Source organism: Deltaproteobacteria bacterium (assembly GCA_009930495.1).
GTDB lineage: Bacteria > Desulfobacterota > Desulfovibrionia > Desulfovibrionales > Desulfomicrobiaceae > Desulfomicrobium.
On sequence record RZYB01000004.1, the window covers coordinates 1 to 23,480 of the forward strand.

Annotated in this window: 22 protein-coding genes; 1 reads left to right on the top strand and 21 read right to left on the bottom strand. The window is 63.4% G+C overall.

From position 1 onward, the window contains the following. The 17 genes from EOL86_00990 to EOL86_01070 form a co-directional block, all read right to left on the bottom strand. Positions 1-923 (bottom strand): radical SAM protein (locus tag EOL86_00990; protein NCD24156.1); only part of this gene is annotated, 923 nt, incomplete at its 3' end. A 2-nt stretch (positions 924-925) separates the two neighbouring features. Continuing rightward, entirely contained in the window at positions 926-1,384 is a 459-nt protein-coding gene (locus EOL86_00995; protein ID NCD24157.1) for an acyl-CoA thioesterase, read from the bottom strand. Further along, complete coding sequence (locus tag EOL86_01000; GenBank protein ID NCD24158.1) at positions 1,381-1,758, bottom strand: hypothetical protein; 378 nt, start codon at positions 1,756-1,758, stop codon at positions 1,381-1,383. Before EOL86_01000 ends, EOL86_00995 begins: the two co-directional genes overlap by 4 nt. Next, positions 1,755-2,390: a hypothetical protein gene (locus EOL86_01005; GenBank protein NCD24159.1), complete on the bottom strand. Its 636-nt coding sequence runs from the start codon at positions 2,388-2,390 to the stop codon at positions 1,755-1,757. Before EOL86_01005 ends, EOL86_01000 begins: the two co-directional genes overlap by 4 nt. After that, complete coding sequence (locus EOL86_01010) at positions 2,387-4,756, bottom strand: transporter (protein NCD24160.1); 2,370 nt, start codon at positions 4,754-4,756, stop codon at positions 2,387-2,389. Before EOL86_01010 ends, EOL86_01005 begins: the two co-directional genes overlap by 4 nt. 2 nt (positions 4,757-4,758) lie before the next feature. Further along, a complete protein-coding gene (locus EOL86_01015; protein NCD24161.1) occupies positions 4,759-5,547 on the bottom strand; it encodes an outer membrane lipoprotein carrier protein LolA in 789 nt (262 codons plus the stop codon). 342 nt (positions 5,548-5,889) lie between these two features. Continuing rightward, complete coding sequence (locus EOL86_01020) at positions 5,890-6,312, bottom strand: hypothetical protein (GenBank protein NCD24162.1); 423 nt, start codon at positions 6,310-6,312, stop codon at positions 5,890-5,892. A gap of 31 nt (positions 6,313-6,343) precedes the next feature. After that, a complete protein-coding gene (locus EOL86_01025; GenBank protein ID NCD24163.1) occupies positions 6,344-7,114 on the bottom strand; it encodes a 1-acyl-sn-glycerol-3-phosphate acyltransferase in 771 nt (256 codons plus the stop codon). Between the two features lie 6 nt (positions 7,115-7,120). Further along, positions 7,121-7,378, bottom strand: a complete 258-nt coding sequence (locus tag EOL86_01030) for an acyl carrier protein (protein ID NCD24164.1) — start codon at positions 7,376-7,378, stop codon at positions 7,121-7,123. After that, entirely contained in the window at positions 7,368-8,606 is a 1,239-nt protein-coding gene (locus EOL86_01035) for a beta-ketoacyl-[acyl-carrier-protein] synthase family protein (protein NCD24165.1), read from the bottom strand. Before EOL86_01035 ends, EOL86_01030 begins: the two co-directional genes overlap by 11 nt. After that, positions 8,597-10,081 (bottom strand): NAD(P)/FAD-dependent oxidoreductase, encoded by a 1,485-nt coding sequence (locus EOL86_01040; protein NCD24166.1) that lies wholly within the window; start codon positions 10,079-10,081, stop codon positions 8,597-8,599. The genes EOL86_01035 and EOL86_01040 overlap by 10 nt, the downstream gene beginning before the upstream one ends. 5 nt (positions 10,082-10,086) lie before the next feature. Further along, positions 10,087-11,301: a beta-ketoacyl-[acyl-carrier-protein] synthase family protein gene (locus EOL86_01045; GenBank protein ID NCD24167.1), complete on the bottom strand. Its 1,215-nt coding sequence runs from the start codon at positions 11,299-11,301 to the stop codon at positions 10,087-10,089. A gap of 33 nt (positions 11,302-11,334) precedes the next feature. After that, the gene (gene fabG / locus EOL86_01050; GenBank protein NCD24168.1) at positions 11,335-12,060 is read right to left on the bottom strand and encodes a 3-oxoacyl-ACP reductase FabG; all 726 of its coding nucleotides are present in this window, start codon (positions 12,058-12,060) and stop codon (positions 11,335-11,337) included. A gap of 354 nt (positions 12,061-12,414) precedes the next feature. Further along, the gene (gene plsY / locus EOL86_01055; protein ID NCD24169.1) at positions 12,415-12,996 is read right to left on the bottom strand and encodes a glycerol-3-phosphate 1-O-acyltransferase; all 582 of its coding nucleotides are present in this window, start codon (positions 12,994-12,996) and stop codon (positions 12,415-12,417) included. 79 nt (positions 12,997-13,075) lie between these two features. Next, positions 13,076-15,118 carry an RNB domain-containing ribonuclease gene (locus EOL86_01060; GenBank protein ID NCD24170.1) on the bottom strand — a complete coding sequence of 681 codons (2,043 nt, stop codon included), beginning with the start codon at positions 15,116-15,118 and terminating at the stop codon, positions 13,076-13,078. A 171-nt stretch (positions 15,119-15,289) separates the two neighbouring features. Further along, the gene (locus tag EOL86_01065; protein NCD24171.1) at positions 15,290-16,564 is read right to left on the bottom strand and encodes an IMP cyclohydrolase; all 1,275 of its coding nucleotides are present in this window, start codon (positions 16,562-16,564) and stop codon (positions 15,290-15,292) included. 218 nt (positions 16,565-16,782) lie between these two features. Further along, positions 16,783-19,281 carry a pyruvate ferredoxin oxidoreductase gene (locus EOL86_01070; GenBank protein ID NCD24172.1) on the bottom strand — a complete coding sequence of 833 codons (2,499 nt, stop codon included), beginning with the start codon at positions 19,279-19,281 and terminating at the stop codon, positions 16,783-16,785. Between the two features lie 220 nt (positions 19,282-19,501). Here EOL86_01070 and EOL86_01075 point away from each other — a divergent pair, with 220 nt between their 5' ends. Next, a complete protein-coding gene (locus tag EOL86_01075) occupies positions 19,502-20,083 on the top strand; it encodes a hypothetical protein (GenBank protein ID NCD24173.1) in 582 nt (193 codons plus the stop codon). A gap of 1 nt (position 20,084) precedes the next feature. Here EOL86_01075 and EOL86_01080 read toward each other — a convergent pair whose 3' ends face one another. The 4 genes from EOL86_01080 to hisI are packed head-to-tail and all read right to left on the bottom strand — an operon-like array spanning position 20,085 to position 23,468. Beyond that, positions 20,085-21,443 carry a radical SAM protein gene (locus tag EOL86_01080; protein ID NCD24174.1) on the bottom strand — a complete coding sequence of 453 codons (1,359 nt, stop codon included), beginning with the start codon at positions 21,441-21,443 and terminating at the stop codon, positions 20,085-20,087. Then, positions 21,400-22,164 carry a tetratricopeptide repeat protein gene (locus EOL86_01085; protein NCD24175.1) on the bottom strand — a complete coding sequence of 255 codons (765 nt, stop codon included), beginning with the start codon at positions 22,162-22,164 and terminating at the stop codon, positions 21,400-21,402. Before EOL86_01085 ends, EOL86_01080 begins: the two co-directional genes overlap by 44 nt. Positions 22,165-22,209: 45 nt before the next feature. Further along, positions 22,210-23,091 (bottom strand): ATP phosphoribosyltransferase, encoded by an 882-nt coding sequence (locus EOL86_01090; GenBank protein ID NCD24176.1) that lies wholly within the window; start codon positions 23,089-23,091, stop codon positions 22,210-22,212. Further along, positions 23,091-23,468, bottom strand: a complete 378-nt coding sequence (hisI, locus tag EOL86_01095) for a phosphoribosyl-AMP cyclohydrolase (GenBank protein ID NCD24177.1) — start codon at positions 23,466-23,468, stop codon at positions 23,091-23,093. The genes EOL86_01090 and hisI overlap by 1 nt, the downstream gene beginning before the upstream one ends. Between the last annotated feature and the right edge of the window lie 12 nt (positions 23,469-23,480).

Consider the following 23,480-nt stretch of genomic DNA (forward strand, 5'->3'; position numbering starts at 1 on the left):
GTGGCGAAATCGAAGCTTTTGCGCAGGCCGCGCAGGGTGGTGTTCGTGGTGGCGTCCGTGCCCAGCTCCAAGGCTTTGAGTCCGGCCCGTCGGCACAGATGCAGTTCCTCGCGGGTGAGTCCTTCCGGTTGGAAGAAGCCGCTCCAGGGGATGGTCAGATTTTGGCGCACCATGGCCTCGGCCAGGCGCAGCCAGTGCCCTTCGCGATCATTGAACACGGAATCGGTGAAGAATATCTCGTGGATGTCGTGGCTGGCCGTGATGCGCAGGATGTCCTCGATGACGGCCTCGGGCTCCCTGGCCCGGATCCGTCCGCCTTCCAGGCTCGGGTAGGTGCAGTAGATGCAGGCGTGCGGACAGCCGCGTTTGGTCTGCAGGTTGAGAATGCCGCTCTGGCCCAGGTAGTAGTCGAGGATGTCCGCATCGGCCCTCGCGCCGTGAATCTCGTTGCCATGCAGGCGGCGTGACCCGTGGAGCAGACGGGGCGGGGTCTGGCCCGCGATCAGCATGTCCAGAAATCGGGAGCAGGCTTCCTCGCCTTCGCCGACAATGCCGTGGTCGGCGCCGGTGTGCTCGAGGATCTGCTCGGGCATGAGGGAAAAGCCCGGGCCGCCCATGAAGATCGGCGCGTTCGTGGCGCGGCGCAGCACGTCGACCGTGGCGCGGACTCCGTCCAGGGCCCAGTGCTCGGCCGAGGTGAGGGAATCGACGTTGTCCAGGTTGCGGACCGAGATGCCCACGGCTTCGGGCGCGAATTCCCGGCACACGGCACCGATTCGTTCGGGGGTGCCGCCGGCCAGGGCGTCGAGTTGGCGAACCTCGTGTCCGGCTTGTTCCAGGGCGCGGGCGATAACGGCCATGCCGAGGGGAAAGACGGGATACGGTTCGGTTTCCGTGTTCGTGGCGATGAGCAGGACGCGCATGTCTAGATGGTCCCGGATTTCCAGCGGTCCAGAAAGGCGAGATAGAAGTCGGGCGGGTACATGAGCGGGGCGCCGGATTCCTCGACAAAAAGCTGGATCGAGTATCCCGTCGTGGTCATTTCGCCGGCGTCATCGCGGATCTGGAATTCGTAGTTGACGCGGGCGGCGTCGCTCCAGTGCAACAGGGCCGTGATCGTGCACGACTGGCCGAAGCGCAGCGGTTGCATGTAATCGACATGCATCTGCTTGATGGGCGTAAGCATCCGTTCGCGATGGAAATCGAGATAACCGATGCCGTAGCGGTTGCCGTGGGCCACGCGGGCGTCCTCGAAGTAGCTCGGATAGCGGCCGTGCCAGACGATGCCGAGAGGGTCGACCTCCTCGAAGCGCACGGCCCGCTCGACCGTGTGCGCCAGTGGGGCCGGATGGTGGGGCGCGGCCTTGAAATACGCTTTTTTCATTGTCCGCCTCCGGTCGGAATCAGCTCCAGGGTCAGCGAGGCGGCGATGTCGTCATGGACCGCGATCTGGACGATTGCCTGGACGTGGCCGTTTTTGGTCGAGGTCGAGGCCGTGACCCGGATCGGTTCCAGCGGCATGATGATGCGCGAGAATTTGGCGCGGCCGACCTTGAGCAGGGTCAGGGGATGGCCGTTTTCGGCCGTGACGATGCCGGCCATGATCTGGACCATGCCCGGAAGAATGGCCTGGCTCGGAAAGTGCCCTTGAAAACCGAGAAAGGACGGTGGGAAAATGAATTCCATCGTCCGTGAGTCGTTGTCCGTGATGGCCTGGCCGACGGCGCAGGCCCGTATTTCCTGAAGCAGTGCGCTCATTGCGGTATGGTCCGGATGTCGAGTCGGTAGCGGCCGTCGCCGTCGGTGAAGACGATGCGGCCGGGTTCATGGGTGGTTGGGTCGTGGTCGCGAAATTCGACGCGCCAGTATTCCTTTGGGCCGTGGGCCGTGGTGGCGATTCGTTCGCCTCCGGTCACTTCGTGTTCCAGCAGGACGCCGCGACGGGTGTCGTACAGGTGGACCCGGCCATCGCGGTTTTGCGCCGGGTCGTTTTCCGCGGGCCGGAAGTCCAGCCAGATGCGGCGGATGCAGAAGGCGATGCGTTCGGCCATGCCGGGAACGCGGGCCAGGGCCGGATGGAGCAGATGCGTCTCGACCGTGTCCGGTGTGACGGTCAGATCGAACACCTTCAGGCCAAAGCCGCCGAGGGCCACCGCCCGCGCCGTCCGCCGTCGTGCATCAAAACCCAGCATGCCGTCAAAGGCCTGGGGAGCCTGGCCCCGGATTTCCAGGCGCGCGGCGTGACGGAGCACGCGCGGCGTTTCCGGGATGGCCGGTACGACAACGCCCATGGATTTGGCCGTCGGCTGAGTCCAGAGGGATGGATCGGGTCGCTGGTGGACGCAGCCGCCCAGGCCGATCACGAGCAGGATGACCAGGAAACGGATCATGCAGTCCGCCGTTGCAGCAGGGGGATGCCCCATCGGGCCGTGAGCATGGCCGTGCCAATGCCCGTCAGGACCGTCATCCCCAGGGAATGCAGGGCCGGATGCCGCGCCAGGACCAGCGCGCCGAAGCCGACCAGGGTGGTCAGGCCGGACAGGAGCACGGAGTGGATCGTGCTCGCGCGTGGCCGGCCCATGCCGCTGGTCATGAAAATGCCGTAATCCGCGCTTAACCCCATGATCAGGGGAAAGGACACGACATGGAACAGATTCACGTCCTGACCGGTCAGGGCCATGGCGGTCAGCACCGCGACAAGGCCCGCGCCCACGGGCAGCAGGGCCAGCATGGAGCGCGTCGGGTCGCGGTGGAGCAGGAAAACGAGACCAACCACCGCACCGAGGGCCAGGCCGCAGAAGCGGGAGACGTCCCGCGTCATGGCTTGGCCGAGCAGATCCCGGAAACGGCCGCCGGAGACCAGGCGCGCCTTGGGGTTCAATCGGGCGATGTCATCGGAGAGTCCGTTCAGGTCGGCGGTGTCGGGAAGGAGGGTCATGACGCGGGTTTGTCCAGCATCTTGCACCGTGAGCATGGCGACGAGGTCGCGCAGACCCAGGGCATCGATGGTCTCGGCGGTGATGGGAGCGGGATCACGGCGCAAGGCCTCCGCGAAGGGGGTGAAGGATACGCTCGAATAGCCGAGTTTGTGCTTTTCCGCGGCCAAGATCCGCAGGGTGTCCGGGCCGTGTTCGGTCCAGAATTGCTTCCAGGCCACCATGGCGGCCTGCTGTTTGGTCGGGCCCGGCCAGGCCGGCGCCAGGCTCATGACGTTCTGCCCGCGCCCCGCGGTCCGCAGGTAGTCCCAGACCGCGTCATTGCCGTCGCGAGCGTGGTCCGAGTCCGTCCCCGAGGTCACGATCATGGCCATGTCGCGCATGCCGCCCCATATGGCGCGGGTGGCCGTTTCGTCGTCGCGCAGGCTGACCGGAACATGGCTCAGGGCGCGTGGGTCGCCGTTGATGCGCAGATGCGTGCCGGCTCCCCAGCCGCAGGCCAGGATCACGACCCAGACGGCGGTCAGGGTGACGCGGCGAATGGTGTGCGCCGGAGATCGTCGGGGCGCGGCGGGCTGCGTGGCGGCCGTGGTCGGGCCGCGCGGCGTGATTCCATGGGGCAGCACGACCAGGGACAGCAGCAGGGACGCGCCGAGGCCGATCATGGAAAAGGCGGCCAGTTGTCGGATGCCGGGGATATCGGACACGAGCAGGGCGGCAAGGGCGGCGAACGAGGTCAGAGCGCCGAAGGTCACGGGGCGGGCCACGTCTTGAAGTACCGTGGCGGCCGTGCGGCCTTCGTATTCGTGCCCTGCCCGCAGGGCCAGGAAGACGTGCAGGGCGTAATCCACGGAAATGCCGAGCAATACGGCTCCGAAGCCAAGCACGATGCCGGAGATGTCGCCGTGAATGGCGGCGGTGCCGACTCCGGCCACGCTCATGACCGAGATCGGGACCAGAAAGACGAGGATGCTTTGCGGGGAGCGCAGGAATAACAGGAAGATAACGGCCAGGGCGAGCAGGGACGCGGGCAGGATGCGTTCCAGGTCGGCCTTGATGGCCTCGGCATTGGCCAGGGTATGGCGGTGACCGCCGAGCAACATGACCCGCGCGCCTTCGGGCAGGGCGGATTTGGCCCGGTCCAGGGCGGCCATGAGGGTCGCCGCGCCGCGCGAGTCGGTCATGGGGATGTCCGTGTCGGCCAGGATCAGGGCGTGCATGCCGTCCTGGCTGACGAACTGGCCGTTTTCGATTCTGACCTGGGCGAAACGGGCCAGCGGGGTCAGCTTCGCCAGAACCAGGTCGCGGATGCCAAGGGGGTCCCGGTTGACGGCGTCCTTGAGAGCCAGTCCGCCGGGGCCGAGCAGCGTGTTCCGGTTTCGCTCCAGGGCGGCATGGATGGACCGGGTGTCGAGCCGGTTTTCCAGCTCCCGCAGATCCGTGGCGTCGAGCAGGGCTGGCGCCAGATCCGGGACACGGGCCAAAAAGCCGACGTCCATGCGCCCGCTCGGGCCGGTCATGACGTGGGTGAATTCCGGTTGTCGCCGCAGGGACTCGGCCAGCAGTCGCGCCGCCGTCGCCGCGTTGCCTCCGGGATGCGAGACGGTGACGGTTAGGCGCCGGGCAAAGGGGGCCTGGCGCAGTAGCGCGAAATCTTCGGCGATGGCGCCGCTTTCCGGGAGCATGGTCTGGATGTCTTCGCGAACCACGAGGCGTGTCAGCCATACGGTGCAGACCGCGATCAGGACCGCGGTCGAGGCGAACAGGGCGCGCCGGCGCGGCGCCAGTCGGGAGTACAGCGGGCCGAGACCGTGGCGCATGGTCAGCGGAACAACCCGGCGTCGAGGGGTTGGTTGATCACGGTGCCGGAAAAGGTGATTCGGGTGAAGTCCTCGCCCTGTTCCCGCAGTTCGACCCTGGCGACCGTTTCCCCCGACGGTGAGAATTCGATCAACAGGCATTGCAGGATGCGCCGGGCCTCGTCGCCGCGCGGCGTGAGGCGCAGAACGACGGGCGAGGCGCCATCAAGGGCGATGTCGTATTCCTGTCGCAGTCGGTCCAGGTCAAAGGTGGCCCAGGCCAGGAGTTGGCCGGCGACAATGTGCATGACCGGATCCTGGCGCAGGACGAATTGTCGTCGGTTTTCGACCGAGTCCGTCCAGCGCGTTCCTTTATCGCCGCTGATGGCGAACCCCTCGATGAGCGGGTCGATGTATTCCCAGCGCAACTTGTCCGGTCTGTCGAAGTAAAATCGACCCGTGGACACGAGCACGGAATCGAACATGGACAGCCGTTTTTCCTGCTTGAAGTCGCTGACGATGGTCGCGACTCCAGCGGCCTTGGACCGCAGGCTGTTCAGAATTTCCGTCGGCTCGGCGGCCGGGGCGGTGGCGGGTAGGGTCGCCAAGGCCAGCACAAGTCCGAATAGCAGGCCGAGATGCCGATTCATGCCGGATTTCCCGCGTTCGGAACGTAGAGTTTGATCTTGCCCTGGGCCAGGATGTCGCTGTCCCGGGTGATGGTCGCCCGGACAACGCCGAAGCCCTCGAAGGTGCCCAGGGACACGGTTTCGATGCATAGACGGTCGCCCATCCGGGCGTCGGCCAGACATTCGAAACCTTGCGCGCCAACCAGGAAGCCGATGGGAAAGGGCTGGCCTTGGCGAACGAATTCCCAGCCCTTGAGCGCGGCGAAGCTCTGAGCTGCCAGTTCGATGAAGGCGCAGCGGTCCATGCGGCCCTGGCTGTCGAGCAACATGTGTCCCGGTGTCAGGCGGGTTTCGCACAGCCCTCGGTCTTGGTCGGCTTCCAGCAGACGGTCGATGTAGACCATGGGCGGCTCGTGGGGCAGGAGGGTCGCGGCCGGGGCGGGGAGTTGGTTGTGCATGGCGTGTCGGAGTCGGGGATGAACCGGAATGGCGGCGGCGCGGCTGGCCGCGTCGCCGGAGATGCCTTTATTTGAGTGCGTTGAGTTCGATCTGGATCTCGTGTTCGAGGTTCTTGATCCACCCGTTGTAATTTTTGTGGATTTGGTTCTTGGCGGCGTCATAGTGCAGGTTGGCGCTGTCCTTGTAGGCGATGTTGAAGGTGCTGGCCGTATGGGTGATGTCGACCACGGCCTGGTGCGCGCGCAGGTTGAGGGTGCCGAGGATATGCCCGTCCGCCTTGGTCTGCATGATCCAGCCCAGCTTGTTGCCAGCGCGCAGGATGGCGTCCCGGACGGCGTCCGTGTCGAGGCGCTGGTTGGCATTGGTGGCGACCGGCGCGTTCGTGACATTGTAGACGGCGGCGTTGCGGATGCAGCCGGTCATGACGAACAAGGCGGCGGCAAGGGTGACGGCAACGAGGAAACGCGGAAATCGGAATGTCGGGTGCATGCTCTTCTCCTGGGTTTGTGAATGGTGACGGTCACTCGGCCGGTTCTCGCAGAGCTGTCGCCAACAGAGCCTTGACGTGCTTGCGCATGGCCAGGTGCGCGCCGGGACCGGCTGCCTTGAAATCGGCTGGAAAGACAGGTGCCATTTTTTTGATTGTTATGGAAGCCTTGCGCAGCCACACGCCCCCCCTGGGCAGAAAGTCGCCCATCCCGCGCAGGCAGATGGGGATCACCGGCACTCCGGTTTGCAGGGACAGTTTGAACGCCCCGGAATAGAAGCGGCCGAGTTGCCCGTCCGGGCTGCGCGTTCCCTCGGGAAAAATGATGACCGAAATGCCGTTGTTCAGGCGTTGGACGGCCTGATCCAGAAATTCGTCGCAGCTCAGGTGTTCGCTGTTCAGGTATTCCCCGCGCCGCATGTACGGGCCGTAGAACGGGATGCGGAAGGGCCAGGACCGCACGACGAAGACCAGATCGTAAATGGGCAGGGCCCCCATGCAGAAGGCGTCGAAAAAGGACTGGTGGTTGGCGACGATGATGCACGGCGCGGGATAGTCCGCCGCGTCGCCCGTGCCGATCCGGACCGGGACCACGAGCCGGAGCAGCCATGTCCATGCCCGTCCGTAAACCCAGATGATGCGGCGCACGGCCTGGCCGGAAGTCGCCCCGCCAAGGCGGCGCAGGATGATGTACAACGGCGGGGAAAGAACGATGGTGATCAGGGTCAGAAGTGTCAGGCCGCCGTAATGGACAAGGTTGCGTACCCCATCGGCACAAGTAGGGGGCTGGTGCGCGGCGGCCATGCCTGATCAGGATTCGAGGGCGCGTTTTTTGTCGATGACGAAGGCGTGCAGGTCCGCCAGGGTTTTGATGGTCGCGATCCGTGGATCCTTGCCGATTTTGATGCCGAATTCCTGTTCGAGCACGATGACCATGTCCACGGCATCGAGGCTGTCCAGTCCCAGGTCGTCCTTGAAGGAGGCCTCGGGCGTCATGTCGGCCGCGTCCAGTTCGAATTCTTCCGCGATGGCGGCGTTGGTTCTGTCGATGATGTCCTCATCCGTCATGCGAGAATCTCCTTAAAACAATGGAACAGTTCACACCGCCGAGGGCGAAGTTGTTTTTGACGAGGTTGACCACGGGTTGGCGGGTAACCTCCCGAAGCAGGTGGGCTTTTGAGCATTCAGGGGCTGGGTTGTCAAGATTGCGAGTTGGAACGAGGGTCTCATTGCAGAGCATTTTCACGCATGCCGCAAGTTCAATCGCGCCGCTGGCGGCCATGGTGTGCCCCAGGTGTCCCTTCAGACTTGATACGGGTACTTCCGGACCGAACAGATCGGCGATGGCCGCGCTTTCCGAAATGTCGCCCTGCATGGTGCCCGTGGCGTGGGCGTTGATATAATCAATGTCCGTTGCAGTCAGCCCCGAGTCGCGCACCGCGAGTTCCATGCACCGACGCATTGGGGCTGAGCTCGGGTTGGCGATATTGGTGGGGTCGGATGTTGAAGCAAAGCCAGCCACCTCGGCGAGGATATCGACGCCGCGTTCCAGAGCTGAGTCTAATGATTCCAATAAGATGATGCCAGCGCCTTCGGAGCAGACCATGCCATCCCGGTCGCGATCAAAAGGGCGAGGGGTTTGCCGTGGGGCGTCGTTAAAAGCCGTGGATGCGGCCTGCATGATATCGAACGTCGCCGTTGTCAGCGGGTGGAATTCGTCGGCTCCACCGCAAAGCATAAGATCCTGGCGACCGAGGAGGATAGCTTCATAGCCAAGCCCAATGGCTTGACAGCCAGTGGAGCAGGCCGCCGACGGAGCCACCGTGCGCCCGTTGACGCCCAGGGCTTGGGCCACGTTGGCCGCGCAGGAATGGCCCATGATGCGAAAAAACAGCATGGATTTGATCTGCTCCACGCTTTTGGTGGCGAGATATTGAGAGAAGAATTCCTCCATGGTGTCGACACTGCCGACGGTGGAGCCCAGGACCACGCCGAGGCGTCCACCGCTGCGCAGCGGTTCGTCGACGCCTCCCTGGTGCAGGGCTTCCTGTGCGGCCAGGAGCGCGTAAACGGACATGGACGACATGGAACGGCGCACTTTGCGCGGGATATCACTGATATCAATGCTCCGGACAAGGCCAGCGACCCGTGGTCTCAATCCTTGCACTCGCTCCAACTCCGGATGCTGGCGGATAGCGCTTTTGCCCGTGAGGAGGGCATCGAACAGCCGGTTCACGCCAGGTCCGAAGGGTGTGACCGCGCCCATCCCGGTAATGACGACACGTTTTAATGGCATGCGCGAAGCTCCTTGCGGATGATATCGTGCCCCACGAGGAATCCGCAGGTCAGGACGGCGGAGATGATCGCTCCCAGCAGACCGGGAGCGACGATGGACTGGCCGGCGAGCATGAGGCCGGGGATCCGGGTTACGGGCATGGGGTTGAGCTGATGAATGGAATGACGAGCGCCATAGAGGCTGCCCGTGGGCGTGCGCATGTAGTCACGCAGGGTCAGCGGCGTGGCGCCGTCGATAAACCGGACGCTGGAGAGTTCTGGTGCCGAGTCCAAGAGACGGTCGCGCATGGCCTTGAGACGTTCGGATTTGTGCTGGTGATACGAGTTTGGACGTCTGCCGGTGTGGGTTTCTTTCCAAGCATCAACCATGCTGGCGTGCCCTGGCGCGATGGCGATGATGGCTCGGGATGTGGCGTTTCCTGGTTGCTCCGTGGATGCGATATAGAACGGGCCGCTCTCTGGATGACGGCCTGGCCGGAAGAAGGACGGGACATCCGTGTCTGGACAGACGAACAGATTGCTTCGGTCCAGAAGGTCGAGGGGCGCATCGGAAATGCCGAAGAGCATATACGCCGAGGGCGTGTCCTCAAGGCTTTGCATGTGGCGACGAAAGGCCGGGCGCATGGCCTCGGCGGGTAGTAAATGGGCCAGTACGGAAGGATGTGTCGTGCAAACGATTTGTGTTGATTTCAAGATTTCGCCGTTTTTCAGTTCCACGCCACGAATGTCGCCTGTAGTATCGAGCACGATCCCATGAGCGGCCTGCCCAAAAAAGGTTTGTACTCCGACGGTGTTGAGGGCCTGTTCGAAAGCGTGGACCACGCCCCGTCCGCCTCCGTTCACGCCGTGCACCGATTGGTAGTAGGATCCAACAATACGAGCGTGATTGGAAAAGGGACATTCATCGGGGGACACGCCATAAAGAAGGCTGTGCATGGACAGGATGGATTTGAGTCGATCGTCGGAGAAATGCGTCTGTAGGTAGTCGGTCAGAGACTGTTCCCGAAGCATGACGTCGAGATCGTTCCGGGAAAAATCACGCTCGGGATTCAAAAAAGGCGACGATTCAAAAGCGGTCCGGACATCGTCGAGATAGGTGATGATGCCCAATCGTTGGTCAGGAAAGGCGTCCAGAAGCGTGGCCTGGATCTGTTCGCGGCCGATCGGAAAGGAAAACTCCATGCCATCGGATGAAAAGCGAAAGCGGTCAAAGCACATTGGATTGTATGGCACGGGTGTCACGTCCCGCAGATCCAGCCAATGGAGATAGCGATCGAGGATTTCACCCGGAGCGAGCCCGCCCGTGTAGTGAAGTCCGGTATCGAAGTAGATGCCGCCGCGGTGAAAACCGCGTAGCGTTGGCGCGGCTTGGGGGAAGGCTTCGACGAGGCTCACGTGGTGTCCGTGACGGGCCAGGATGAGTGCCGTGGTCATGCCCGCGACGCCGGCGCCGATAACGATTGTTCGAGGGGCCATGTATTTTAGAACCGAAGTATGAGACAGGAGTTGGTGCCGCCGAAGCCCGCCGCGTTGCACATGGCCGTGCGCGGAGCGCGTTCGATGGTCTCCGGCGTGATGGCCAGGCCGGCCGTGTCGTCGTCGGGCTGGTCGAAGTTGATGCTTGGGGCGATGAAGCCGTCACGGGCCATGAGGGTCGTGTAGACGACCTGGGACGCGCCGGACATCCACAATTCATGGCCGGTCATGGATTTGGTCGATGAGATGGTTGGCGTCGTGGCCCCGAACACGTCGCGGATATTCCAGGCTTCCACGCCGTCGCCGGCGGGAGTGGCCGTGGCGTGGGCGCAAATGTAGTCGATGTCCGCTGTCGTGAGATTGGCGTTGTTGAGCGCCGCGCGCATGGCTCGGGCCAGGCCGCCGCGGCTGGGCACGGAGAGGTTTTCGCCATCCGAGGAAAAACCGTGGGCGAGAACTTCGCCAAGGATGCGCGCGCCGCGCGCCTTGGCCATATCCATGTTTTCAAGCAGGATGACCGCCGCGCCTCCACTGGGCACCAGACCATCCCGATTGCGGTCAAAGGGACGGCTGGCCCTGGCGGGATCGTCCGCGCGCGTCGAGAAGGCTCCAAGCCCATCGAAGCTGCAGATGGACTGCCAGTTGATTTCCTGGACGCCACCGCAGATGACCCGGTCTTGCCGGCCAAGGGCGATCAGATCCGCGGCCTGTCCGACGGCCTGTCCTCCACTGGCGCAGGCCGAGCTGAGAGTCCAACAGGCGCCCTTGGTCCCGAACAAGGTGTTCAGATTCATGGTTACGCATGAGGTCATGGCGCGAAAAACGAGTCCGCTGCCAATGAGGCTGGTTTGGCCACGCTTTTGGAGAAGCTCGACCTGTTCGATGGCCGCGATGCTGCTGGAATCCGAACCAAAAATCAGGCCGGTGCGGTCGTTCTTGAGCTCGTGCGGATCCAGTCCGGACATGGTCAGGGCTTCCATGGCCGCGGCGAAGGCCCAGACGGCGAAATCGGGCATGGTTTTGCGCTGTTTACGGCCGAGAGCGGGTACGGGGGCAAAATCGCGGATCGCGCCGGTCAGGGGCGAGGAGAAGCCGAGAGCCTGTCGCTCGGGATCGACGGTGATGCCGGATTTACCCGTGTACAGGGCCTTGGACACGGTGTCCGTGTCGTTGCCGAGGGTCGAGACGATGCCGATGCCGGTGATTGCTATGCGGTTCATGAATCCTTGCGCGGTTGAGAAACGTCTGGCTGGTCAGGTCAGGATGCCGCCGTTGACGGAAATGACCTGACCCGTGATGTAGGATGCTCCTGGGGAACAGAGAAAGGCCACGACATCGGCCACTTCCTTCGGGGTGCCGACGCGCCCCAAGGGAATTCGCGCGCGGATTTCGCCCACGGGCAAATCCTTGAGCATCTCGGTATCGATGAATCCTGGGGCCACGGCGTTGACGAGGACATTGCGCTTGGCGATCTCCGTGGCCAGGGAACGGGTCGCTCCGATGAGTCCGGCTTTGGCTGTGGAATAGTTGACTTGACCAGCAACGCCGGTTTCTCCGGACGTCGAGGCGATGTTGATGATCCGGCCCCGGCGTTTGCGCAGCATGGTGGGCAAAACGGCCCTGGTCACGTTGAAAAAACCACGCAGATGGACGTCGAGCACATCGGTCCAGTCCTTTTCCTGCATCCAAATCATCAGTCCGTCACGCGTGAAACCGGCGTTGTTGATCACCGCGAATGGCGTTTGCCGTTCCAAAAGAGGCGCCAGGGCAGCGGTACAGCCGGATGCGTCAGCGACATCAAAGGCCAGGAGCGTGCAGGACCGGCCCAACGTTTCAATGCTGTTTTTGACGTTTGTCGCGCCGTCGTGGTCACTGCGGTAGTTGAGCCAGATGTCAAATCCGTCTTTGGCCAATTTCAGGGCGATGGCCGCGCCGATCCCTTTACTGGCCCCAGTAACGAGTGAAATGGGATGTGTCATGGATTCCGCGAACGACCGTTAGGGCCGTGCCTGTCTGTGTGTATGGCGACCAGGGCCAGCCTGGCCGCCGTGTTGCGTCGCGGGAAATGAATCGACCTATTGGTTGGTTTTCGTTTTTTCCCTGGTGTAGCCTTTTTCGTAGCCGTCCTGGACGGCATCTATCTTGCGCTCGATCTTGGCCTGGGCCTTACCGGCTGTCGAACCAACCCAGTGACACCCTGTCGCGCCAAGAAAACAAATCAAAACCAAGCTTATCGCTGCTCTCCGAGACATATCGATCCTTGTAGGGGTGTCGTTGTCGGCCGCTGTTCACGACCGGAATGTCATTCCTTCGGCGACAAGAAGGACGCTGGATTATTTTTTCCAGGGGTTTTCCTCGCCGTTCATGAGGCGCTGGATGTTTTCGGAATGCTTCCAGAAGATCAGGCCGGCCAGGACCAGGGCCAGGGGGATGGCGCCCCAGATGCCTTGGAAGAGGAGCACGATGGGCATCAGCGCGACCATGACCATGGAGGCCAGGGACACGTAGTTGTACAGATAGAGCGCGGCCAGGAAGCCCAGCCCGCACAGGATAGTGCCGGAAAAGGAAATGGCCGCGAAGGCGCCGACCCAGGTGGCCACGCCCTTGCCGCCCTTGCCGTTCAGGAAAACGGAGTACATGTGCCCGCAAATGGTGGCCGTGGCGACCAGGGTCAGGAAAAAGGCGGAATCCGAGAACGACGAGGCCAGGACCACGGGGATGAAACCCTTGGCCATGTCCAGGATCAGGGTCAGGGCTCCGTATTTTTTTCCGCACAGCCGGCCGACGTTGGTCGCGCCGATGTTGCCGCTGCCCTGTTCGCGGGGATCGATGTTGCAGCAGGTCCGGGAAACAAGAAGGCCAAAGGGCATGGCGCCCAGCAGGTAGCTGATGCACAGCCAGAATATTGTCACCATTGTGCGAACTCCTTGGTCTGACGGAATGTGGTTGGCATGGAACGGGTCACTTTACGGAAAAAAAGCGTCGTGAACAAGATCATTCCTCTTCCCAGGCCTCGACGATCTTGATTTCGTTGTTCAGGGGATCGACCTTGCCAATGCGGATGGCAAAGCGTTGGCCCAGGCGGATTTTGTCGCCAAAGATTTTGCGCGGCGCCTTGAGGAAGAGCTGCATGTCCGGCAGGGAGATGGTCACCAGGACCGGGCCGGCATCGACGATGATCCCGGACCAGCGTGTTTTTTTGTGATTTTGCCGGAAGTATTCGCATTTCCAGTAGCGTGGGCGCATGCGCTGGACCTGTCCGGTCATTTCCGCCCGGCTGGACAGGATGGGCAGCAGGCGTTCCAGTTCGTCCTTGGTCAGCAGTCGTCCCTGGCCGGTCAGTTTGGCCAGGATCTGGGCCATGTTGAGAAAGTCCGAGTAGCGGCGCAGGGGCGAGGTCACCGGCGCGTAGGCCTTGGCGCCGATGGTGGCGTGGCGCTTGGGCTCGCACTCCAGAATGGACGGGCCCATGTTGTTGATGATCCGGTAGATGTCCGTGGGCTCGCTCCAGACGCCGGCGCTTTCGGCCGGCAGGGTGATGTTCTGGGTCCGGAAGAGCAGGGGCACGTCGTTGTCCAGGGCCCAGGCGGCCATGGCCTTGTTGGCCAGGATCATGAATTCGGACACGATCATCTGGGCCTCGGGCGTGGACACGGACTGGCGCACCTCGACGGTGGGGTTGGCCGGGTCCCCGGACAGGACCAGACGCGGGTCGGGCTGGTCCATGATCACGGCGTGGTCGTGGATGCGCTGGGCGCGGAGCAGGGCGGCCAGATCGCGGGCCGAGGCCAGCATGGCCGTCGTGCCGGCGGCGATGTCCGCCTCCACTCCGGCATAGGTCAGGTTGGCGTCCACGTGGATCCAGGCGATGGCCGGCTCGAAGGACCGGAGGGCGCCGTTTTCATCCAGATCAAAGGTGATGACCAGGGCCGGACGCTCCTGGCCCGCGTTCAGGCTGAAAAAGGCCGTGCCCAGCGCCTCGGGCAGCATGTGGCTGGTGCCCTCGGGCAGGTACAGGGACGTGAACCGGTGCAGCACGGCCCGATCCAGGCTTGATCCGAACTCCCAGCCCAGGGGCGGGCAGGCCAGGGCCTGGCGCAGGGTGAAGCCGGACGCGGTTCGCTCCAGGCTGAAGCCGTCGTCGATGTCCTGGGTGCTGGCCGAGTCGATGGTCACGATGCTGGTCACGGGCGCGGTCCGGCCGGCCAGGACGCGGCGTGCGATGTCCTCCACGGCTTGGGCGTGTTCCCCTGCCCAATCCGGCGTCCAGTCGTACTGGGCCCGGGCCAGATGAAAATTGAAATGCGGCGGCACGATGCCCCAGGCCTGGGCCAGATACAGGGGCAGGAACGGGTCCTCGGGCAGCCCCTGACTCATGGTCTTCCACAACGCCTCGGAGTCCCGGTCGTCGGGATTGGCGATGCGGGTCATGAGCAGGTCGTGGATGCGCTGGGTCTGTTCCGCGTCGGGCTGGGGCGGGGTGGCCTTGCGCTTGGTGAAGGCGTCCCACAAGCCGCGCAGAAAGACCTGCCCGAAACCGACCAGACGTTCCCGTTCCTGGGCCTTGCGCATTTCCTCCTGGCGGCGTTCGACCGTCTCGCGGGGGTAGATTTCGAACTTGGGCGGGGAAAATTTGAAATGGGTCTTGGTCTGGAGCAGCTTGCGGCCCAGTGCGGCCAGCTGATCGGGGTTGGGCGTGTCAAAGACCAGACTGGCGAACCAGTCGATTTCCGCCTCGTCCAGCTCGCCCTGGGCCAGATCCCAGAGCTCCAGGGCATCGACGGCCTCGGCCAGACGCTCGCGGCGGCCGTGGTGGGTGCGCAGCAGATCGAGCATCTCCTGTCGGCTGGCGCCGGCGCTACACTGCGGACCGGTCCAGGGCAGGGCGCGGGACAGGGGGAGCTTCAGCTCGCGCTGGCCCGACGTGAAGACCCGCAACCGCGCCCCCTGGACATCCAGAACCCAGGCCGTGACCGGCTGGTTGTCCTGCAGAAATTCCATGATGCAGCCTGGCAAAAGGGGAGGAAAGATGGACATACAAGACCTTATGCGCGTCGCGCGCTCCGCTTCTGGCGGCATTGCGTCGCCCGGGGGCTCCGGGCGGCGGTGAAACGTTTGATGACGGGGACGAGGGGACTGTGCCCCGCGTGCCGCCGAACGCCCGCCCCAAGGTCCGGTTGCGGGCCGAGGGGCGGGATTGGACCGTGATCAATGCTTGAACGAGCGCTGCCCTGTAAAGACCATGGCCACCTGGGGAGCGGCCTCGTTGACGGCCTGGATGACTTCGAGGTCGCGGATGGAGCCGCCGGGCTGGGCGATGGCCGTCACGCCCTGGGCAATGGCCAGATCGACGCCGTCGCGGAAGGGGAAGAAGCCGTCCGAAACCAAAACCGTGCCGGGCAGGCCGCCCTTGTCCCGTTCCGTCCGGGCCAGGATTTCGGTCAGGGAGGAATTCAGGTCGGCGTCGTCCCTGGCCTTGAGCTTGAGTTCGTACAGGGACAGGCCATGCCGTTCAAAGGCCAGCTTGTCGGCGTATTTGGTGTGAGCCTTCTGGATGGTCAGCTCGACACAACCGACGCGATCCTGCTCGCCGGTGCCGATGGACACGGTGGCCCCGTCGCGGGCGAAAATGATGGAATTGGAGGTCACGCCGGCTTCCACGGCCCAGGCGAAGAGCAGGTCATCGGCTTCCTTGGGGGTGGGTTTACGGGCCAGGACGGTCTGGCCGTCCTTGGTGGCCGCGGCCGGCAGGAAATCATCCACGCCGAGGATGCGGTTGCGGAAGGACGCCTGGATGATCAGGCCTCCGTCCACCAGGGACTTGATGTCCAGGAACGGGGTGCCGACCATGTCTTCGAGCTTGCCCAGGGCCGGGATACGGATGATGCGCAGATTTTTCTTGGTGGTCAGCACGTCCAGGGCGCCGGGCTCGAATTCCGGAGCCGCGACAACCTCGAAATAGCTGGAATTGATAAATTCCGCGCAGGCCTTGTCCAGGGGACGGTTGACCACGATGGTGCCGCCGAAGGCGGCGATGCGATCGGCCCCAAAGGCCTTGGTCAGGGCCGCGTGCAGTCCGTCATCGGACCAGGCCGCGCCGCAGGGGTTGTTGTGCTTCAAGATGATGGCCGCGGGCTTGGCCGCGAGGTACTGGAGCATGTTGATGCCGTTGTCGACGTCGGTCAGGTTGATCTTGCCCGGATGCTTGCCGGACTGGATCAGGTTGTCCTCGGTCAGGCTGGAAACCAGCTTGTGCTGGCCGTGCTGGAAGGCGACACCGTCCATGGAAAAGGAGCTGTCGGCCACCTCGTACAGGGCCGCGGGTTGATCCGGATTTTCGCCGTAGCGCAGGCCCTTTTGTTCGCCGCCGATGTTCCAGGTTTTCTTGGTGAACCGTATGGTCTGGTCGCCAATGGTCAGGGTGAGGTCGGCCGGGAAGGAATCCCGGTTCAGGGTATGATACATCTTCTTGAGATCACTCATGTCTTCTCCAGAAAAGGGGGGTTGGCGTGGGGATGGCGCGGACGTGGGCCGCGTGGGTCACGGCTCCCTAGCACAGGCGGGGCGCGTGGGCAAATCCTGTGCCAGGGCGGCGGCGGGCGATGGGGCGCCACCACATGGGGATTTGTGGCGCATAAAAAAAGCGGGCCGTAAGCCCGCTTGATGATGTGCGTGGTTTGGGGATCTGCCCCCTGGCCGTGCTATTGTCCGCCCAGTTTCCGGCCGGCCAGGAAGGCGGCGTGGTTGGTCCGCCAGATGGCCGGCTTGGGGCTGACGTTTTTCAAGGCCTGGAGCCAGTATTCGGAGGGGAAGGAGTTAAACGGGGCGACCGTGCTCAAAACGCCGATCATGACCACGTTGGCGCAGCGGCCGGTCGGGTCGCCCAGGCCCAGGGCCGTGTTCAGGACGTCCACGTCAATGACGTTGTACCCGTCCAGAGCCTGGCGCACGGCGTCCACGGTCGGGTATTTGGCCGGATCGAAGGCCGGGGGCATGATGGCCGTGTCGGCCAGGATGACCGTGCCGCCGGGCCGGAGCATGTCCAGGAAACCCGGTCGGAAGACCTCGCTGCGTTCCATGCTGACCAGGCACTGGCAGGTGCCGGGCATGAGCACCGGCGAATGAACCGCGCCACAGGCAAAGGTGCTGATGACCGGGCCACCCATCTGGGCCATGCCGTGGGTCTCGCCCTTGAGGATGTTCTGTTGGTCGTAGCCCAGCAGATACGCCAGCTGGGTCAGGACCCGGCCGAAGAAGAGGTTGCCCTGACCGCCCACGCCGCGCACGGCCACGGACAAAAATGGTGGCAGTTTTCCGGCATCGGGCAGGGCGATGGATTCGGGCGGAGTGGGCAACTCCGGGCAGGAGGCCAGGCCGCACACGCTTTGATCCTTGGCCGGCGCGATGGCCCCCACCGGGCACATCTGGGCGCAGGCGGGATTCTGACCCACGCACCCTGTGCAGATGTTGTTGAAGCGGGGCAGACCCTCGCTGTCGGCCTCGATGCCCGGACAGATTTGGCACAGGCCGCATCTCTTGCACAGATCCGCGTCCACGGCCATCTTCACGCCGTAGGCCTCCTTGGGCATCTTGCGGATGCAGGTGCCGGTGACGACCAGGGTGGTGAAGGTTCCGTTTTCAGCCAGGGCCAGACTGTCCTTGAGGGCTTTTTCCAGGCCTTTTTTGTCGTAGCCGCTGGCTTCGACGACGTTCGCGCCGTGGGCCTCGAGGCTGGCGTTCAAATCGAACACGTTGGGGTCGCCGGCCAGATTGGCGGGAGATGTCGGCGAGGGCTGGCCGCCGGTCATGGCCGTCCACTCATTGTTGAGGATGACCTTCACGCCGGGGATGTTGCGGAAAATGGTGTTGCGGGTGGCGTCCATGCCGCTGTGGCATTCGGTGCCGTCGCCGAGCACGGCCAGGCATTTACTGGCGGCCTCGGGCCGGGACAGGACATAGCCCAGGCGCTTGGCCTCGCTCGCGCCCATGGCCAGGGCCGTGTCCATGGCATTTAGGAAATGGAGCAGGGTGTTGCAGCCGATATCTCCGAACACGGCCTCCAACGTGCCTTTTTTGCGCATCTTGCCGACAATTTGGCCGAAAAGACGATACGGACAGCCCGCGCAGATCATGGGCGGCCGGGGCAGGCTGGCCACCTCGGACGCACGCGTTTCCAGCTTCAGGCCGAGTCGGGCCGCGATCAGGGCCGGAGTCCACTCCGTGACCGTTTCGTCCTCGCCCTTGCCCTGGACCATGAGCCCGGCGGCCAGCAGACTGTCCTGGATGAAGCGGTGTCCGTCCTCGATGACAAAAACTGGGCCGTCGATGCTCTCGCAAAAACGGCGGGCGAGCTGCATGGGCAGGGGATAGGTGAAGCCCAGGGACAGGACGTCGATGTCTTGGCCGGAAGTCGCGCGGACCTCGTCCACGAACAGGCCATTCACGCCGTGGGTGATGACACCGATCTTGCCCGCGCCCTTGGTCCAGATGTTGAGAGGGCTTTGTTCGACTATTTCGCGCAGGGCCGGAATGCGGGTCGTGCGGACCTGGTCGTGGAACATGCGCGCCCGATTGGGCAGGGTGATGAAGTCGCTCATGCGTTCCGGCAGAGGCGCTTTTTCGCGCATGCGCGGTTCCATCAGACGGACCAGGCCTTCGCTGTGACAGAGCACGCCGGAGGCGATGACGGCCACGGGGGTGTGGAAACGGCGCCCCAGATCGGCGGCGATCCGCGCGGCCTCATGCATTTCCTGGTGGTTGCGCGGCTCGAAGACCGGAATGCAGCAGCTTTTGAGCATATGGCGCGGGTCCACCAGATGCTGGGTGGAGCTGGGCGTGTAGTCGCTGGCGATATAATAGACGAGGCTGCCGCGCTGGCCGGTGTAAAAGGCCGAGCTGGTGATGACGTCGGCGGCCTGGAAAAGGCCCGGAATTTTCATGGTCACGACACAGTCGCTGCCGGCCAGGGTGTGGCCGAAGCCCACGCCCGCGGCCACGGCCTCGTTCACGGACCAGCCCACGGTGATCAGATCCTGGACCTGGGACAGGCCCTTGTCGATGACCTCGGTGCTCGGCGTGCCCGGATACCCGTCGGCGGCGTGGAAGCCCGCCCGCACACAGCCCACGGCAAAGGCCATGTTGCCCTGAATGACCACTCCCTTGCCTGTTTCCCCGGCGCATAGCGCCTTCACTGCACTCATGGTTCCTCCTGATATGTTGGACCAGCCCGTCCGGTCGCGGCGGGCTCCTGTTCACGTTCGACAGTCATGGAAAAGGCCCGGAAATGGTCCCGGGCCAATACCGCGAGGGGTACGCGAAGCCATGATCTTTCTCAAGCCCCACCATGCCGGCCGGAGAATGCGTCCCGGGTGCTCTTCCAGGCTTGCAAGTTGGCCTGGATTCTGTTTGAAGAACCCACATATGGGAACGACATACGCCAATATTACACTTAAAGGGCCGAAGGCACGGGACATTCTTCATGAACTTGGCAACCAGGGACGCTGCGCCTTTGTTTCGCCGACCGAGGATGGCCTGACCACCGTGTATGAAATGGACAGCGACGAGGGAGAAATCCGCATCCTGACCGACTTGGCCGAGGACCTTTCCGGGTACTTCGGCTGCTCGGCGCTGGCGGTCCAAGCCGTGGACGAGGAGCTTTTTCGCTACTGGCTGTATGCCGACGGCGAACTGCTGGACACCTACAGGTCGCCGGCGCCGTCCCTGGACGGCGAGGGCAGGAGCCGGCCCCGGGCCCAGGGGGGCAAGGCGGAATTGCTGTCCCAGTATTTCAACTCCGACGCCTCGTCCGAGGAAATCAACGAAATCCTCCATTGCCCGGATCATGACTGTGGCTTCACCCTGGCCGTGGACCGTCATCTGAGTCTGGTCGAGCTGCTGGGGTTGCCCATGTGCTCGGTGGGCTATGGATTCTGCGATCTGGATTCCGGCGAATTTCCCGAGGATCTCGACGAGGAAGACCTGTTGCACGTCGAGTCCGACTAGACTACCCGCCGACCACTTTTCGCCAATACATGGCCGCGTCCCAGGAAAATCCGCCCGGCACGCACGGCCAGATGGAATTGTTTTGGCACAGTGGTTCCGTGTCCACGGGAAACATCGACACCTCCCGGGCCCGCTCGAAAAGCGGGCTGGTTGGAATCGGTGTGAAAAAGGCCAGATCCGGCTTGATGCCGCTTGCCCGGACCAGACGGATGGTCCGCTCCACTTCTCCCATGTCCTGATCGGGCAGCCCAAACAAAATATAGGCGCCGACACGGTCCGGCCCAAAGCCCGCGCCGCGCAGGGCGGCCAGTCCCGCTTCCCATTGCTCCCGCGACAGCTTGGCGTCCAGCCGGTGGGCGAAATCGACGGTTTCCAGGCCGAGGCGGATGGTCGAAAATCCGGCCCGCTTCAGCCGCGCGCATACTTCCGGGGTCAGATAGCGGATGTGCATGGCGTTGGGCGTGTGCAGGCGGGCGTTTTTGCCCGTGAACCACTCCAGGAGCGGCCAAAGCCAGGTTCCCGGCTGGACCAGCAGCGCGTCGTCGTAAAAGGCGAAGTCCCGCACGCCACGCGCGTACTCGCGCCTGATGCCGGCCAAAAGCTCCGGGGCCGGGGCTTGGCGGAAGGTGGGATGCAGGCTGTGGCTGGCGCAATACGGGCATCGGAACGGACAGCCGCGCGAACCAAGGACGATTGAAAACGCCGGGTCGGCGTATAGGTCCAGGGCCAGATGCATCCCGGCGTTGGCGGGCACGGCCGGCGTGGTCTGGCCAAGGAGTTTCCAGAGGCGCGACCAGTTGGCGGGGTCCTCGAATTTTCCTCCCAGCACCAGATCCGCCTCCAATCCGGCGGCATGGTCCGGACAGAGGGAGGCGTAAATTCCGCCAAGGACCACGGGTGTTTTTGGCCAGATGTCGCGCGCCATGGCGATGGCCTCGCGGGCGCCCGGATACCAATAGGTCATGATGCTGGTGATCAGGATCAGGTCCGGCGGCGGGTTCAGGGCCGCCAGCGCCACCCGGACCAATTCCGGGTCTTGGCCGTAACGGCTGAAGCGGCGTGGGACATCACGCAGAACGGATGGCTTGGCGGCCAGATGCTTGGGGTAATGTCCCTTGCCCGTGGCGTGGGGCCTGGGCCAGGGCGCGTCGGACCAGGTTTGGTCCAGACAATCCAGCAGGGCGACATGGGTTCCCGCCGCGCGCAGCATGTCCAGAACGGCCAACAACCCGGCCGGTCTGGACCACAGGTTGAAGGCCGCGAAATCGAAAATCCAGGGATTTATCCCGAGAACGCGAGGGGCGTCCTCGGAGGTGTCATTGGAGGATGCCCAGGTAATCCTGGGCCACTTTGGCATCATTGGATTTTGGGTTCAGGGTGACGATGCGTTCGAACAGTTCCCGGGCCTCGTGCTGTTTGCCGGTGCGCATGTGGAGTTCGGCCAGGGCCAGTGTCAGGTAGGTGCTTTCCAGGTCCGCTTCCATGCCATCCCGGAGCACGGTTTCGGCTTCATCGACGCGGTTTTGGGCGATCAATGCCTCGCCGAGGAGCTTGTAGCCCGGAAGATAGCGCCAGTTTTTGGCCAGGGCCTTGCGCGCGGCGGCCTCGGCATCCTTGGCCCGCCCCTGGCCAAGGTACATGGCGCCAAGGTTGTAGGCTGGAAATTCCGGAGTGAGATAGGTCAGAATGGAGATGGACTTGGTGTAGGCGGCCTCGGCCTCCTGGATCTTGCCCAAGGCCTCCAGGACCTTGCCCAGGTTGTTCCAGGCCTCGCCGAAGTCGTCGTCGATTTGCGTGGCCCGGGCAAAGCCCTCCCGTGATTTTTCCAATTCGTTCAGACCAAGGTAGACCATGCCCGCGTCGAAATGAAACCGGGACAGGTGGCCGGCCTGGTCCTCGACCTTGAGCAGCTCTTGCAAGGCCCGTTGGGGCTGGTCGTTTTTGACATGGGATTCGACCAGATCCAGGCGCAGCTGGACCTCGCGGCTGCCCATGTCCGAGGACAAGCCGCCGGAACCGGAGCGCGCTCCGCATCCGGCCAGAAATACACAAACGAAAAGCACCAGGAGGGATGTTTTCATACGTTTCTTCCTTGGCCCTTGGCGGGGCCGCTCGCGGTGATCGGATCAGATGACCTTGTTCAGGGAGTATTCGATGATGGCTTCCGCGCCCACGGACAACAACCGGGGAACCAGATCGCGCACCAGGGTGGCCTCGACCACGGTTTCGATGGACAGCCAGTCCGAATTGTGCAGATGGGCCACGGTCGGCGAGTTCATGCTCGGCAGCAGCGACATGACCTTGTCCACGGCCTCGGCCGGCGCGTTCATCTTTAGGGCGACGAGCTTGTCGGCCCGCAGGGCGCCCTGAAGCAGGATGTTCATGTTTTCGATCTTGGCCCGCTTCCAGGGATCGTTCCAGGAATTTTTGTTGGCGATGAGCTGGGTGTTGGTCTGGAGCAGCTCGGCGATGATGCGCAGGCCATGGGCCTTGATCGTCGTGCCGGTCTCGGTGATTTCGACGATGCCGTCCACCAGCCCTTCGACAACCTTGGCCTCGGTGGCGCCCCAGGAGTATTCGACCTCGACCGGGATGCCGGCGGATTCGAAATAACGGCGGGTGAAGCCCACGAATTCCGTGGCGATTTTTTTGCCGGCCAGATCCTCGGGGCGCTTGTACGGGGCGTCGCCAGCCACGGCCAGAACCCATTTGGCCGGACGGTTGCTGGCCTTGGAGTAGATCAGGTCGTCAACCACGACCACGTCGGACTGGTTTTCCAGAATCCAGTCCCGGCCGGTCAGGCCGGCGTCGAGCAGGCCGCTTTCCACGTAGCGGGCCATTTCCTGGGCCCGGCACAGGGAGCAGGTCAATTCCGGGTCGTTGATTTCCGGGAAATAGTTGCGATGGTGGGAGGTAATTTTCCATCCCGCCTTGGCGAAAAGCTTGATCGTGGCTTCCTCCAGGGAACCCTTGGGAATGCCGATACGCATTTGTTTTCCGTCAGCCATTATTTGTAAACCTCCTTGGGATCGAACACCATGGGGGAGCAGTCCGACCACTGCCCCCGAGCGTCGCGTTGACGATAAAAGCAGCTTCTGCGGCCGGTGTGGCAGGCCGCGCCGCCGATTTGTTCCACCTTGACCAGGACCGTGTCCTGGTCGCAGTCCAGGGCGATGGACACCACCTTCTGCACGTGCCCGGACGTGCCGCCCTTGTGCCACAGGCAATCCCGGCTGCGGCTGTAGTAGTGCACCTCGCCGGTTTCGAGGGTTGTGTTCCAGGCCTCTTCGTTCATGTAGGCGAGCATCAGCACCTCGCCGCTGGCCGCGTCCTGGGCAATGGCCGGAATGAGACCGCCGCCCTTGGCAAAATTGGGTTTGTCCACGCTGTATCCTTG